This is a genomic window from Pseudoduganella sp. GW821-FHT11H04 (assembly GCF_058807935.1).
On sequence record NZ_JBXARE010000001.1, the window covers coordinates 542,905 to 555,808 of the forward strand.

17 protein-coding genes are annotated in these 12,904 nt (G+C 57.7%); 15 read left to right on the plus strand and 2 right to left on the minus strand.

Annotated features, from left to right (window positions below; genetic code table 11):
• Complete coding sequence (gene cyoA, locus AC1RTP_RS02685) at positions 1 to 984, minus strand: ubiquinol oxidase subunit II (protein WP_498604499.1); 984 nt, start codon at positions 982 to 984, stop codon at positions 1 to 3.
• Between the two features lie 153 nt (positions 985 to 1,137).
• On the opposite strand from cyoA, the gene AC1RTP_RS02690 reads away from it, so the two are divergent.
• The 13 genes from AC1RTP_RS02690 to AC1RTP_RS02750 all read left to right on the plus strand — a co-directional run bounded on the left by AC1RTP_RS02690 (position 1,138) and on the right by AC1RTP_RS02750 (position 10,915).
• Positions 1,138 to 2,454 carry an MFS transporter gene (locus AC1RTP_RS02690; RefSeq protein WP_498604500.1) on the plus strand — a complete coding sequence of 439 codons (1,317 nt, stop codon included), beginning with the start codon at positions 1,138 to 1,140 and terminating at the stop codon, positions 2,452 to 2,454.
• A 186-nt stretch (positions 2,455 to 2,640) separates the two neighbouring features.
• Positions 2,641 to 2,847 carry a type II toxin-antitoxin system RelE family toxin gene (locus AC1RTP_RS02695; protein ID WP_498604502.1) on the plus strand — a complete coding sequence of 69 codons (207 nt, stop codon included), beginning with the start codon at positions 2,641 to 2,643 and terminating at the stop codon, positions 2,845 to 2,847.
• The gene (locus AC1RTP_RS02700) at positions 2,831 to 3,163 is read left to right on the plus strand and encodes a helix-turn-helix domain-containing protein (RefSeq protein WP_498604503.1); all 333 of its coding nucleotides are present in this window, start codon (positions 2,831 to 2,833) and stop codon (positions 3,161 to 3,163) included. Before AC1RTP_RS02695 ends, AC1RTP_RS02700 begins: the two co-directional genes overlap by 17 nt.
• Positions 3,164 to 3,185: 22 nt before the next feature.
• Positions 3,186 to 3,674, plus strand: coding sequence for a hypothetical protein (locus AC1RTP_RS02705; RefSeq protein ID WP_498604505.1), 489 nt, complete (start codon positions 3,186 to 3,188; stop codon positions 3,672 to 3,674).
• 171 nt (positions 3,675 to 3,845) lie between these two features.
• Entirely contained in the window at positions 3,846 to 4,115 is a 270-nt protein-coding gene (rpsO, locus tag AC1RTP_RS02710) for a 30S ribosomal protein S15 (protein ID WP_498604506.1), read from the plus strand.
• Between the two features lie 171 nt (positions 4,116 to 4,286).
• Complete coding sequence (gene pnp, locus AC1RTP_RS02715) at positions 4,287 to 6,407, plus strand: polyribonucleotide nucleotidyltransferase (RefSeq protein WP_498604508.1); 2,121 nt, start codon at positions 4,287 to 4,289, stop codon at positions 6,405 to 6,407.
• Between the two features lie 146 nt (positions 6,408 to 6,553).
• Positions 6,554 to 7,033 (plus strand): septation protein IspZ, encoded by a 480-nt coding sequence (locus AC1RTP_RS02720; protein WP_498604510.1) that lies wholly within the window; start codon positions 6,554 to 6,556, stop codon positions 7,031 to 7,033.
• A 124-nt stretch (positions 7,034 to 7,157) separates the two neighbouring features.
• The gene (locus tag AC1RTP_RS02725; RefSeq protein ID WP_498604512.1) at positions 7,158 to 7,796 is read left to right on the plus strand and encodes a hypothetical protein; all 639 of its coding nucleotides are present in this window, start codon (positions 7,158 to 7,160) and stop codon (positions 7,794 to 7,796) included.
• 35 nt (positions 7,797 to 7,831) lie between these two features.
• A complete protein-coding gene (locus tag AC1RTP_RS02730; RefSeq protein WP_498604514.1) occupies positions 7,832 to 8,488 on the plus strand; it encodes a hypothetical protein in 657 nt (218 codons plus the stop codon).
• A 1-nt stretch (position 8,489) separates the two neighbouring features.
• Positions 8,490 to 8,969, plus strand: coding sequence for a hypothetical protein (locus AC1RTP_RS02735; RefSeq protein WP_498604516.1), 480 nt, complete (start codon positions 8,490 to 8,492; stop codon positions 8,967 to 8,969).
• A complete protein-coding gene (locus AC1RTP_RS02740) occupies positions 8,959 to 9,777 on the plus strand; it encodes a helix-turn-helix transcriptional regulator (protein ID WP_498604518.1) in 819 nt (272 codons plus the stop codon). Before AC1RTP_RS02735 ends, AC1RTP_RS02740 begins: the two co-directional genes overlap by 11 nt.
• Positions 9,778 to 9,797: 20 nt before the next feature.
• On the plus strand, positions 9,798 to 10,310 hold the full coding sequence (locus tag AC1RTP_RS02745; RefSeq protein ID WP_498604520.1) for an OsmC family protein: 513 nt from the start codon (positions 9,798 to 9,800) through the stop codon (positions 10,308 to 10,310).
• 80 nt (positions 10,311 to 10,390) lie between these two features.
• A complete protein-coding gene (locus AC1RTP_RS02750; protein WP_498604522.1) occupies positions 10,391 to 10,915 on the plus strand; it encodes a YbhB/YbcL family Raf kinase inhibitor-like protein in 525 nt (174 codons plus the stop codon).
• Positions 10,916 to 10,927: 12 nt separating this feature from the next.
• On the opposite strand, the gene AC1RTP_RS02755 is transcribed toward AC1RTP_RS02750, so the two are convergent.
• Positions 10,928 to 11,323 carry an OsmC family protein gene (locus AC1RTP_RS02755; RefSeq protein WP_498604524.1) on the minus strand — a complete coding sequence of 132 codons (396 nt, stop codon included), beginning with the start codon at positions 11,321 to 11,323 and terminating at the stop codon, positions 10,928 to 10,930.
• A gap of 489 nt (positions 11,324 to 11,812) precedes the next feature.
• Here AC1RTP_RS02755 and AC1RTP_RS02760 point away from each other — a divergent pair, with 489 nt between their 5' ends.
• Positions 11,813 to 12,184 (plus strand): lysozyme inhibitor LprI family protein, encoded by a 372-nt coding sequence (locus tag AC1RTP_RS02760; protein WP_498604526.1) that lies wholly within the window; start codon positions 11,813 to 11,815, stop codon positions 12,182 to 12,184.
• 342 nt (positions 12,185 to 12,526) lie between these two features.
• Positions 12,527 to 12,781: a hypothetical protein gene (locus AC1RTP_RS02765; protein WP_498604528.1), complete on the plus strand. Its 255-nt coding sequence runs from the start codon at positions 12,527 to 12,529 to the stop codon at positions 12,779 to 12,781.
• Positions 12,782 to 12,904: the final 123 nt, after the last annotated feature.

Here is a 12,904-nt window from a genome sequence, read left to right on the forward strand (position 1 = left end):
TCAGTTCTTGCGGGCAGTAGATTCGAGGGCCAGCTTTTCGCTAGGCGTGCACAGGCGAGCTTCCATTTCCTTCTTGGCGATGTCGGCTTTCACGCGGGCGGCATCGGCGGCCATGGTCTGGTTGGCGCAGACGGAACCTTCGGCGACGCAGCGGTTGATGATCGCGGAGTACAGTTCGTCGGTCACGGTGCCGTAGTGGCGTACCGGTTCGCGCTCGCTTGGCTTTTCGAGGGCCAGGTACTCGGTGCGATTCAGGCTGCCGCTTTCGGCCTTGGTCTTGGCGACCCAGGCGTCGAAGTCGGCGCTCGACATGCCGTGGTACTTGAAGCGCATATGCGAGAAGCCCGAGCCGCTGTAGTTGGCGGAGAAGCCTTCATACGTACCTGGCTTGTTCAGCACCGCGTTCAGGGTCGTGTCCATGCCCGGCATGGCGTAAATCTGGCCAGCCAGGGCAGGGATGTAGAACGAGTTCATCACGGTCGAGGCGGTGATCTTGAAGCGGATCGGGGTGTCGACCGGGGTCACCAGTTCGTTGACGGTGGCGATGCCCTGTTCCGGATAGATGAACAGCCATTTCCAGTCCAGCGCCACCACTTGCACTTCCAGCGGCTTGTGATTGGCGGCCAGCGGACGCTTTTCATCGATGCGGCTGAGCGGACGGTAAGGGTCCAGCAGGTGGGTGCTGATCCAGGTCAGCAGGCCGAGGACGATGATGATCATCAGCGGGGCGCCCCAGATCACCAGTTCGAGCTGGGTCGAGTGGTCCCAGTCCGGCGTGTATTTGGCCTTGGTGTTGCCTTTGCGATAACGCCAGGCGAACAGTACCGTCAGCGCGATCACCGGTACGATGATGAGCAGCATCAGGAGGGTTGAGATGGTTACCAGGTGCGCCTGTTGCGAAGCTACATCGCCGGCAGGGTTCATCACGATGGTATTACAGCCGCTGAGGCAGACGGCCAAAAGGAGAAGCAGTATGATAGGCATGCGCAAAAATCAATGTTCTGGATCAAGTTTCTTCGTACTGTAAAGAAACTGGACAGGACGCGCGATTGGACATATTGTCCTACCAGCAGGCTAGATAACTGTAATAAACGCCGGTGATATCTCTCAACCGGCGAGTAATAGGAGACAAGTACTATGCAAAGCCTGACCGCGCCAGCCCACGGAATCCCGATGGGGCCATCTGATTCCTCCCATGAACGCATTGCTCCCGGCGAAATCGCCGTGGGTGTCGTCATTGGCAGGGCATCCGAATATTTCGACTTTTTCGTTTACGCCATTGCCTCCGTGCTGGTGTTCCCCAGCGTGTTCTTCCCGTTCGCCTCCAAGCTGGACGGAATGCTGTATTCCTTCGTGATTTTCTCCTTTGCGTTTTTGGCAAGGCCGCTGGGCACGGCCACGTTCATGGCGATCCAGTCGCGGTTCGGGCGTGAGGCCAAATTGACGATTGCACTGTTCATGCTTGGCGCATCGACCGCCGGCATGGCATTCCTGCCAACTTATGCGCAGGGTGGTTTGGGCGCGCTGGCCATGCTGGCGATGCTGCGCTTCGGACAGGGTATTGCCCTGGGTGGTTCCTGGGATGGCTTGCCGTCGCTGCTGGCCCTGAATGCGCCGAAAGAGAAGCGCGGCTGGTACGCAATGCTGGGCCAGCTGGGTGCTCCGACCGGCTTCATCATCGCAGCAGGCCTGTTCTCCTTCCTTCTGTCCAGCCTGGCGTCGGAAGACTTCCTCGACTGGGGCTGGCGTTATCCGTTCTATGTCGCCTTTGCGATCAACGTCGTGGCGCTGTTTGCGCGCCTGCGCCTGGTGTCTACCAATGAATACGCCCGCCTGCTGGAAGAGCGCGAACTGCAGCCGACCGACGTCGGCGAGCTGTTTAAGTCGCAAGGCCGCAATGTGGTGATCGGCGCGCTGGCCGCCCTGGCCAGCTACGCACTGTTCCACCTGGTGACCGTATTCCCGCTTTCGTGGATCACGCTGTATTCGGAGCGCTCCGTCAGTGAATTCCTGGCGATCCAGATTGCCGGCGCCTTCCTGGCGGCAGGCTGCATCGTCGCCTCCGGCTGGATTGCCGACCGCATCGGCCGCCGCAAGACTTTGGGCTCCTTGGCCGTGATGATCGGCGTGTTCAGCGGCTTCGTGCCGTTGCTGATGCAGGGCGGCGACCTTGGCCAGACCGTCTTCATCATTATCGGCTTCGCGCTGCTGGGCCTGTCTTACGGCCAGGCCGCCGGCGCCGTGACCGCCAACTTCGAATCCCGCTTCCGCTACAGCGGCGCTGCGCTGACCTCGGACCTGGCCTGGCTGGTCGGCGCCGCGTTCGCACCGTTGGTCGCGCTTGGCCTGTCCGCCCACTTCGGCCTCGCCTACGTCAGCCTTTACCTGCTCTCCGGCGCCGCCGGCTCGCTCGCCGCCCTCAGCCTCAACCGCGCCCTCGAAATCAAGGATTAAGCGCGCCACCGGGCCGGCCGTCACGCCGGCCGGCCCGACTCCGACTTGACGCTCGTCAAATCGCGCCTGTCGCTTCACCTATAAGCTTTCACGGCCCATATAAGGGATTTTTCGTGAAGGCTTATAATTGTGGTAGCCCAATTTTCCATCGTATGGCAGGCGAAAGCCAAGAAGCAGCTCGCCAAAATGGACAAGCTTGATCAGCTAATCGTATGGCGCTCCGTCGGCAGCCTGGCTACCTTGCCATGGGGCTCCAATGTTATTGCGTTGACGCGACATAAATACAGTTATCGATTGCGGGCAGGGCGGTTCCGCGTGTTATTCGACTTTGATGGGCGGTTGAGGATTGTCAGCATTGAAGAGGTGAGAAAGCGTGATGAACAAACCTACTAACATCCAAGTCATCAACGGCCCAGACGGCAGTCCCGCTTTCGTAGTTATTCCCTACGACGATTACATGCGGGCTCAAAAGGAAAGGGAAGACGGCGCGCTGCCACACGAGGTCGTAGGCCTAATCGTAACAAATGATTGGAGCCCCATTCGCGCCTGGCGCGAGCACCTTGGCCTCACTCAGGAGCAAGTTGCAGGACGGCTTGGCATTACCCAGCCCGCCTTCGCGCAACAGGAGAGTGCTCGACGGCCCCGCAAAGGGACGCGAGAGCGAATCGCGGCAGCCTTGGGAATTTTCGCTGCGCAGTTGGAGTTCTGAAACGAATTTTATGAATGAATACATGAAGTACACCGATCCCGTGGTGTTGACTCGGGAGCAGTGTGATTGGGCGTTGGAGTCCCTGTTTCCGAAGCACGACGGACTGACGCATTCTGAATTGTCGTACCTCGCCACAGCACTTGATCACGCGAGCCGTGGGATGAGTGGCTGCCATTGGTGGGATCGCGAGAGGAGGGAGTTCCTGTTCCGTGGCCCCAATTACACGCGCACCTCAGATCGAGCTTATATTTTCTTCGTCGACGATGAGTTGCTGCATATTACCGATGTGGGTGGCTGGCTGGGGCCGTGTCGCTTGTCTTTTTATAAATTTCCCACTCAGCTCGAGGGCCGGCGTGGCGAATTCCAGGCGCGACTGGCTGAAGTGATAAAAAAAGCCGGCCTGGCGTCGACGTTGAATGAAGAGCTGTGGACGGACTTGAAGCCGGAGGACCAGGACTATTGCCAGCCGCAATTCGTGGCGGATGACCAAAAGAGCCTGGATGCACTGTAATTGGTGTTGAAATTGCAACTGCCTGGGGCGCAAGATTGTATGCCCGGGTAGCTTTCGTCCCGTATTCCGGTTATACTCCCGTGTCTGGCCTTCCGGCTGGATTTTTAATTAACGTAATTCACGATGTTCAGGGTTGCAAGACTCCGTTCATCGCATGTGAAAGGTAAGAAAATGACCGTTGAAAACATCAACAAGTCGGCCATCATCGCCGACAACGCCCGTGGCCAAAACGACACCGGCTCCCCAGAAGTGCAAGTTGCTCTGCTGACCGCACGTATCAACGAACTGAACGGCCACTTCAAGACCCACTCCAAAGATCACCACTCCCGTCGTGGCCTGATCATGATGGTTAACCGTCGTAAGTCCCTGCTGGCTTACCTGAAGAACAAAGACGCAACCCGTTACCGCGACCTGATCGCTAAACTCGGCCTGCGTAAGTAATTCTTGCGTTTCCAGGTTTAAACGAGAAATGCCTGCGCCAGTTCGCTGCCGCAGGCATTTTTTATTGAAGGAGAAGCAGTAAAGCAGTATGTCGGTCTTCGGGCCGGCCGTGGTGAGGTGCTACGACAGCTCCTGAAAATCTGTCGGCTAAAGAGAAAGAGGGATAAACCCATGTTTAACAAAGTAACGAAGACCTTCCAGTACGGCCAACACACCGTGACGCTGGAAACCGGCGAAATCGCTCGCCAGGCATCCGGCGCGGTAGTGGTATCGATGGATGACACCGTCGTACTGGCAACCGTGGTGGCGCGTAAAGACGCAAAACCAGGCCAGGACTTCTTCCCACTGACCGTTGATTACCTCGAGAAGACCTACGCAGCAGGTAAGATCCCAGGTGGCTTCTTCAAGCGCGAAGGCCGTCCTTCCGAGAAGGAAACCCTGACTTCCCGCCTGATCGACCGTCCAATCCGTCCTCTGTTCCCAGAGGGCTACATGAACGAAGTGCAGGTGATCATTCACGTTCTGTCCGTGAACCCAGAGATCGATCCCGACATCGCTTCCATGATCGGCGCTTCCGCCGCCCTGTGCGTGGCTGGCGTGCCATTCAATGGCCCAATCGGCGCAGCACGCGTCGGCTACAAGAACGGCCAGTACATCCTGAACCCAACCGCTTCCCAACTCAAAGATTCCGAGATGGACCTGGTGGTTGCCGGTACCGAATCCGCCGTGCTGATGGTGGAATCCGAAGCCAAGCAGCTGTCCGAAGAAGTGATGCTGGGCGCAGTGGTCTACGGCCACGAGCAAATGAAAGCCGTTATCGACGCGATCCACGAACTGGTGCGCGACGGTGGCAAACCAGAGCAGCAGTGGACCGCTCCTGCCAAGAACGAAGCCCTGATCGCTAAAGTAGCCCACTTCGCAGAAGCGAAGATCAACGCCGCTTACCAGACCAAGGACAAGCAAGCCCGTACCGACAAGCTGCGCGCCATGTCCGCTGAAGTCGCCGCCGACCTGGCCGCCGACGCAGCTGCCAACGGCGCCGACGCTCCTGACTCGGTAGAAGTCGGCAACATCCTGTTCGAAATGGAAGCCAAAGTTGTTCGCTCCCAGATCCTGCAAGGCGAGCCACGTATCGACGGCCGCGACACCAAGACCGTGCGTCCAATCTCGATCCGTTCGTCCGTGCTGCCACGTACCCACGGTTCCGCGCTGTTCACCCGCGGCGAAACCCAGGCACTGGTCGTAGCGACCCTGGGCACCGCCCGTGACTCGCAGAAGATCGATGCTCTGATGGGCGAGTACACCGACGACTTCATGCTGCACTACAACATGCCTCCGTTCGCCACCGGCGAAACCGGCCGTGTTGGTACGCCTAAGCGCCGCGAAATCGGCCACGGCCGTCTGGCCAAGCGTGCACTGATCGCCGCTCTGCCTTCGCAAGAAGAGTTCAGCTACTCCGTGCGCCTGGTTTCGGAAATCACCGAATCCAACGGTTCCTCGTCGATGGCTTCCGTCTGCGGCGGCTGCCTGGCGCTGATGGACGCCGGCGTGCCGATGAAAGCACACGTTGCTGGTATCGCCATGGGCCTGATCAAAGAAGGCGGCCGCTTCGCCGTTCTGTCCGACATCCTGGGCGACGAAGACCACCTGGGCGACATGGACTTCAAAGTAGCCGGTACCTCCGCTGGTATCACCGCGCTGCAGATGGACATCAAGATCCAGGGCATCACCAAGGAAATCATGCAAGTGGCACTGGCGCAAGCCAAAGAAGGCCGTGAGCACATCCTGGGCGAAATGCAGAAGGCCATGCCGAACGTGAAGACCGAACTGTCGGACTTCGCACCACGCCTGATCACCATCAAGATCAACCCAGAGAAGATCCGTGACGTGATCGGCAAGGGCGGCGCCGTGATCCGCGCGCTGACCGAAGAAACCGGCACCCAGATCGATATCAGCGACGACGGCATCGTCACCATCGCTTCCGTCGACGCGTCCGCTGGCCAGGAAGCCAAGCGCCGTATCGAAGAACTGACCGCTTCCGTGGAAGTGGGCAAGACCTACGACGGTACCGTCCTGAAGCTGCTGGACTTCGGCGCCATTGTCCAGGTTATGCCTGGCAAAGACGGCCTGCTGCACATCTCGCAGATCGCCAACGAGCGTGTGAACGCCGTTGCCGACTACCTGAAAGAAGGCCAGCAAGTGCGCGTGAAGGTCCTGGAGACCGACGAGCGCGGCCGCCTGAAACTGTCGATGAAAGCCGCTGCTGAAGAAGCTGCTGCCGCCGCACAGTAATCAGCTCCGCCCCAAAAAAGCCGCCAGCGCGCAAGCCTGGCGGCTTTTTTGTTACTTTTGGAGAGCTTTCGCTTGCATGTGGCAAGTTATGATTCGTCGCGCCGCGAAGCCCTCCCTGGCTCGGTCTGGCATATCTGGAGCCATGTATGTCTCAAAACCCTTATGCACCACCTTCAGCTTCTTTCGACGCTGGCAGCCCGGATGGCACTCGGACCGATTTTGGATTTCGCCTCGGGGCCTCGCTCTTTTGGCGAGTACTGGTACTGCAGTTCATTGTCACGCTTCCGATCGTATCGTTCGTGGGCTGGCCGTACGATTTCATCGCCTTCAAGCCTGCAGTGATCTGCTATTGCGCAGCGATCGTCCTGGTCTTGTCCGCAATGCTCGCCAAGCCAGGTGCATTGTTCTTTATATGGGGCCGCCGCCTTAACCTTGGCGTCACCGCGTGGCGAAGATTCAATTGGATGGCGGCTGCATATTACTTCGCCTTAGGAACCGGTAATTTCGTACTCGCACTGAGCGTCGCGATCGAAACGTGGCTCACGGTGAAGATGTTCTTCCCGCTGCTCTCCCTTATCGCCTTCTGCGCAATTGCACCGCGCTTCCTGCGCGGAGCGCGTTATTGAATGCGAAGGCTCCCGTCTGGATGCGTTGTATTTTGATAGCTTGTGAAATTTCGAGAGATTCAAGCGCCCCCAATGACGGCATGATGCTGGGCATTCAAAACAACTAAATTTGGGGGTATGACAAATGATCGTCTGGGGATCGAAGGGCGAAGTAGAAGTACTGCAAGCCGATGAGCACAAGCATTGCCCGACTTGCGAAAAAGAGCGGACTTTCATGGTCCAGCTGCACTACAAGGTCAATCACATCTGGTACCTGTTCAAATGGGTCACCGCCAAGCAGTACGTGAAGGTGTGCGAAGTCTGCCAGCGCGGCGAAAAGCTGATTTCCAAGGAAGTGGAAGAGAAACTCGGCAAGCCGGCGATCCCGTTCATGTCCCGCTGGAGCTGGGCGTTCCTGGTTGCGCTGATCGTGGGCTTTGTTATCTTCGCGCAAGTCGATGGAGCAAAACGCGACAAAGAAGTGCTGGCCATGATGGCGAGCCCGGTGCAGCGCGACCTCTACATCGCAGACATCGCAAGCCTGCTGAAGTCCCCGGAAGCGCCGGTCATGTATGGCGTGCTGCGAGTCAAAAACGTCGATGGAAATAATATTGAATTCGACGCTCCACGCGTTACCTACAACAAGCTGAAGGGCGCAACGAAGGCCATGAGTAGCGGGGAGGTGATTGGTTCCCAATACTACGAAGGAACGGTTGTCTTCACTAAAGACGAACTTGTCCAGTTGCAGAAGGCTGGCCGTATTTATTCGATCGAGCGTCGGTAAAGCCTATTCCCCTCACTATTGGAGACCTTGGATTCATGCGTTACCTGTTCGTACTTCTTGCTTCCTTTATCCTTGCCGGCTGCGCCACTGGCCCGGTTGCACTGCCGGTTGAAAACCTGGCTGTATCCGCGAAAGCCCCCGTTGAAGACCTGCGTCCTGCGACTGAAGGCACCCGCGAGATCTTCAGCCTGCTGATTACCAGCGACGCGTATGGCTATCACCGCGTGGCACAAGACATCACCGATCCAACCGGCGCACGCCTGTTCAGCCATCGCTTGCAAGAGAAGTTTGTTTCGACAGCCGTGCCGCAGACCAAGCTGCACCATTTTGCCGTGTATATGAATAGGCGCAGTGAACTGCGAAATGTCGCGCTTGGTGCGGCATTTGGCGGCATCATTGGCGCTGCGATTATGGGCGAAAATGTAATTCGCGAAGGTGACGTAGTTCACACCCTGGTTGATGCCAACGCATTCAATGCCATGTCAGGCGAGAACGAATACCAGCGCGCGTTATACACCGAATCCGAATTGAAGCCGGGTACGTCCGCATTTGTGATCTTCATCGAAACCGAATCAGACGGGCAGCGCCGCTTTACCCGCACTGTATCGCCGATCAAGTCGATGCAACCAGGCGACAAGATTCCACTGCATCAGGCAATGGAGGCGGCGATCCAGTTCCACCTGAAATCATAAGATGTCCCACAATCCTTATCAGCCGCCATCGGCGGACATGTTTGCCCGGGCGCCGGAATTGCGGAGCGATTTCGGATTCCGCCTTGGCTGGTCGCTTTTCTGGCGCGTGTTCATGCTGCAGTGCTTCGCCGTCTATGCGGTGGATTCGCTGCGGCATCTCCCGTTCGATATTGGCCGCTTGAAGCAAGTGTTCATTTGTCTGGTATTGGTGTTGGTGCCGGTCGTATCGCTGTTCGCCACGAAGCGGGGCGCCTTGTACTTTCTATTCGGTGATCGCCTTGGCCTGGCAGATTCCGCCTGGCGCAAATTCCACTGGCTGCTTGCAGGGTTTTATACGCCGCTGGCTATCTGGAACATTGCGGTGGCGTATATGCTTCCCAGCATGCCGACTGCCATCAGGATTTCGGTGTCCCTGATCTCATTGCTGTTCTTCTTCGTAGTCATCCCAGGAAAACTGCGCACGAAAACGGATGGCAAGTAAGGAGCTGATTCTGGCTGCAAAGAGCGCAGGGAGCGAGCGGCGCGCGCTTCCGTTCTCTGTCTATTCGTCGGTCTGTGAACAAAAGATCGTCAACGTCCCGATCATCAAGCCATTGCTGATCTGCGTGCTTGATGGCAGCAAGAGGCTTGGCAGCAAAGGCGAGATCGAATGCCCGACTGGGACCTTTGTCGTACTGTCGAATCACCCAAGCATCAATATGCGCAATATTCCCGGCGAAGGGGAATACCTGGCGCTGATCGTTGAATTCGAATACGAAGATTTCAACTGCCTGCCTCCCAGGAAAGGCCGAACAGAGTCGCACCTTCAAGGCCCGATATGCGATGCGTTCCGGAGGACCCTGGAGCAGTTCGTGGAATGGTCCGCGTTTGCGCCACCAGCCATGTGGGCCGCGCGCAGGCAGGAAATACTCCAGCTGATTTATCACCTGGGGCATGAGCAGGTGAGCGCGGTCGTCGAGCCGCCAAGCCTGAGCCATAAGCTGCACGCCATGATCAGCGCCGATTTCGCCAACGATATCAACGCCGATGTGCTGGTCGCAAGGTTGGCACTCAGCGAGTCGACCCTGCGCCGCAAACTGGCAGCGGAGGGCACGACCCTGCAGGCGATCAAGGACAGGGCCAGGCTGGGACATGGCCTGCACCTTGTTCAATCGACTTTCGAGCCCATTGGCCGCATAGCCGAAAAGTGCGGCTACCAATCCCAATCGCGCTTCACCGACAAGTTCAAACAGTTCTTCGGCATTACGCCGACGGAACTCCGCAAAACGCGCATAATGCTTGCTGACTGATCCATCCACGGGAGGGTGTCATGAAGGCAGAGGAATTGCGCGCTGTGCAGGCTCCGTTGAAGGAGCGCTACAAGGAAGATCCGGAAGCAGCAATGATTACCCTTCATGCGCAAGGCCGCGCAGGCGAGGGCGTCAGCTGCAAGATCGAAACGGGGAAGGGGCTTGTCGTCGCAGGCCTGCATCCCGCAACCGGCGGCACAGGGTTGCAAGCCTGCTCCGGCGACATGCTGCTGGAAGCCCTGGTGGCATGTGCCGGCGTAACGCTCAACGCCGTGGCCACCTCGCTGGGCATCACCCTGCGCGAGGCGGTCGTGAGCGCAGACGGCGACCTGGACTTCCGCGGTACCCTGGGTGTCTCCAAGGAGATAGCGGTCGGCTTTCAGTCCATCCGCCTGCATTTTGACCTCGACACTGACGCGAACGACGAGCAACTTGCGACGCTGCTGCGGCTAACGGAACGCTATTGCGTCGTCTTCCAGACACTGGCAAAAGGCCCCGCCATTTCTGCCACCACTTCGAGAATGAACGGATAGGGCGAAGATCTGGCTGGATTTGGTCTAAACGATTCTGCGCCCGCTGCCTAAGATATGCGCTCCCGAACACAGGAGCATATATGCGACACCTTATTCTTGCAGCACTGCTGGCATCCAACACCGCGATGGCCGGCTCATTGACCCTGACCAGCTCCGACATCGCCAACGGCAAATTCATGGCCAAGGCACAGGAATTCCAGGGCTTTGGCTGCGGCGGCGGCAACCAGTCCCCACAACTTTCCTGGTCCGGGGCGCCGGAAGGGACGGTGGCATTCGCCGTCCTCGCCTACGACCCCGATGCGCCGACCGGCAGCGGCTGGTGGCACTGGCAGTTGGTGAACATTCCGAAGGATGTGAACTCGTTGCCCGCAGGCGCCGCAGCACCGTCCGGCAGCCAGGCAATGAACAACGACTACGGCGCCAAAGGCTTCGGCGGCGCTTGTCCGCCACCAAAGCATGGCGTGCATCACTACCGATTCACTGTGCATGCGCTGTCGAAGAAGCTTGAGCTGCCTGAAAACGCCTCCGGCGCGTTGACGGGCTATATCGTCAACGCCCATTCGCTCGCCTCTAGCACCATTGAAGCACTGTACAAGCGGGATTGATGCGGTCTTGGCTTACTCGAGCCGGACCGGAACGCCGTTGCGAATGGTGTTGTGAACCTCCGCCACAGCGTCGGTATGGCGCAATAGATCCGCAATGACGTCTTCCGAAACCGGCGAAGTAATGCGGGCATGGTAGCGGATATTGGTAGCTGCCAGGCCCGGGCCGGTAAAGTCCGCGCTCGCCTCGATGAAAACTCCATCGATCGGAATTTGCAGCTTTTCCGCCTCACGATAAACATCGTTGCAGTAGCACGTTGCCAGTGCCAGCATCAGGAATTCGCCACCATTGACGGCAGAGCCTTGACCCGTACTTTTGGCCGGCACCGGAAGCGTTTGCGTAACGCCATTCGTGGCGACATTAACCTCGTGCGACTTGGCGGAATTGCGAACTGCGGCAGTAATTTTCACGGGGTACTCCTGCAGGCGGATGCCCCATTCTACGTCATTACGCTCATCATCCGATGAAGGCGCAATGGTTAGCGATCAAGAGGACTGATCACGCCAATCCCACCTCGATTCAGGACGTGTGCGTAAATTATTGTGACGCCCAGTCCAGCATTCAACCCGGACGGGCTGGGGTTTAACTTTAGCTTGCGGGTCATGAGCTACGTAGCGAGTTGATCAACTCTTTGATGCCATCGACATCATTCAGTCGGACCTGACCATGCAAACCCAGCTTCAAATTCGTGAGAATCCACTGATCAAGATCACTGCACTACAAGGCGGACAGGATGGGAGTGTCGTGCCGGTGGACGCACTCAGAGGCGACGCCGGCCAATAATTCGTCCAAGCGGAGGTCTTGCTCGACACCAGGACGTTACTTTTGGAGAGGATTGAGAGGGAGCGGGCAAGTTAAGATGCCGGGGTCATAATTAATAGCCACCCTGCGGAGCAAGAATGAAGAAACTGGTGTTTTCCCTGTTAATGGCCGCCACTGGCGCCGCTTTCGCAAACTCTGCGTGCGACGTGCCGAAGAACGACTTCGACGGCCTGTATTGCCTGAACAAGGTCTATCAGGAAGCGGATAAAGAACTGAACGAAACCTACAAGAACCTGAGCGCCAAGCTCGATGCCAATGGCAAGAAAGCCCTCAAGACCGGCCAACTGGCATGGATCGAAAACCGCAACAACTCCTGCTCCAAGCGCGAAGCTAAAGGTTTCTACGTGAACCTGGACTGTGCCACCAGCACCACCATCGAACGCTCCCGCTTCCTGCAAGACCGCCTGCGCGAGTGCTCAAGCGCCGGCTGCATGAACAGCAAACTCTGATTCGATGGAACAGAAGGCCGAAATCTACTGTCCGCATTGCAAATGGCGTCCGCAGCCAGAAGACCGCTGGTCCTGCACGCCATCTTGCGGCACGATATGGAATACCTTCTGGACTAGGGCCGTCTGCCCTGGATGCACTGTGAAGTGGCCGCAAACGCAGTGTTTTTCGTGTGAACGCTACTCCCCGCACGAGAGGTGGTACCACCACCCGCCAGAGGCATCGGAAGAGCATGGCGAGCGTGAGGTTGAAAAGAGTGAAGCGTGATTGGGAATGGCGCCAGGTCATCAAACGGAAATATTCGCTGCCTAAGATCGAGGGCAGGAAGGATTTCCGGAGGCGCCATGTTCTTCATCCGTTACAACTGGACTTTGCCGATCAAAGCGCAATTCGCCGTTGGCATAGTGCTGCTTGCAGTCCTGGGCTGGATGCATGGTGCCAACGCAAAGGCGAAGGACTTCGCCGCATTTCACCACAAGCGCTGCGTGCAGCAGAACGGAACTTCGACCTCAGACCGCTGTGCCACGCGCACGATCCAGCTGGCCTTGCAAATGCACGGAGCAGAATTTGGCGACCGCGTCGCCAAAGCGCTGAACTGACCTTTCCGGTATTTCCGCTCAAGTGGGCTAACCACGATTTGTTCGCCGCGAATCAAGAACGGTGGGCGACGATGATGCCATCCCTCAGATCACGTTCGGCCGTCGCAATGCTGGTTGCGGCCC

Coding starts and splice junctions, on each gene's coding strand:
- AC1RTP_RS02720 (WP_498604510.1), top strand. CDS start 6,554: ATGTCTCAAAACCCTTATGCACCACCTTCAGCTTCTTTCGACGCTGGC.
- rpsO (WP_498604506.1), top strand. CDS start 3,846: ATGACCGTTGAAAACATCAACAAGTCGGCCATCATCGCCGACAACGCC.
- AC1RTP_RS02705 (WP_498604505.1), top strand. CDS start 3,186: ATGAAGTACACCGATCCCGTGGTGTTGACTCGGGAGCAGTGTGATTGG.
- AC1RTP_RS02700 (WP_498604503.1), top strand. CDS start 2,831: ATGAACAAACCTACTAACATCCAAGTCATCAACGGCCCAGACGGCAGT.
- AC1RTP_RS02760 (WP_498604526.1), top strand. CDS start 11,813: ATGAAGAAACTGGTGTTTTCCCTGTTAATGGCCGCCACTGGCGCCGCT.
- AC1RTP_RS02745 (WP_498604520.1), top strand. CDS start 9,798: ATGAAGGCAGAGGAATTGCGCGCTGTGCAGGCTCCGTTGAAGGAGCGC.
- AC1RTP_RS02765 (WP_498604528.1), top strand. CDS start 12,527: ATGTTCTTCATCCGTTACAACTGGACTTTGCCGATCAAAGCGCAATTC.
- AC1RTP_RS02735 (WP_498604516.1), top strand. CDS start 8,490: ATGTCCCACAATCCTTATCAGCCGCCATCGGCGGACATGTTTGCCCGG.
- AC1RTP_RS02690 (WP_498604500.1), top strand. CDS start 1,138: ATGCAAAGCCTGACCGCGCCAGCCCACGGAATCCCGATGGGGCCATCT.
- AC1RTP_RS02695 (WP_498604502.1), top strand. CDS start 2,641: ATGGACAAGCTTGATCAGCTAATCGTATGGCGCTCCGTCGGCAGCCTG.
- AC1RTP_RS02725 (WP_498604512.1), top strand. CDS start 7,158: ATGATCGTCTGGGGATCGAAGGGCGAAGTAGAAGTACTGCAAGCCGAT.
- AC1RTP_RS02740 (WP_498604518.1), top strand. CDS start 8,959: ATGGCAAGTAAGGAGCTGATTCTGGCTGCAAAGAGCGCAGGGAGCGAG.
- pnp (WP_498604508.1), top strand. CDS start 4,287: ATGTTTAACAAAGTAACGAAGACCTTCCAGTACGGCCAACACACCGTG.
- AC1RTP_RS02730 (WP_498604514.1), top strand. CDS start 7,832: ATGCGTTACCTGTTCGTACTTCTTGCTTCCTTTATCCTTGCCGGCTGC.
- cyoA (WP_498604499.1), bottom strand. CDS start 984: ATGCCTATCATACTGCTTCTCCTTTTGGCCGTCTGCCTCAGCGGCTGT.
- AC1RTP_RS02750 (WP_498604522.1), top strand. CDS start 10,391: ATGCGACACCTTATTCTTGCAGCACTGCTGGCATCCAACACCGCGATG.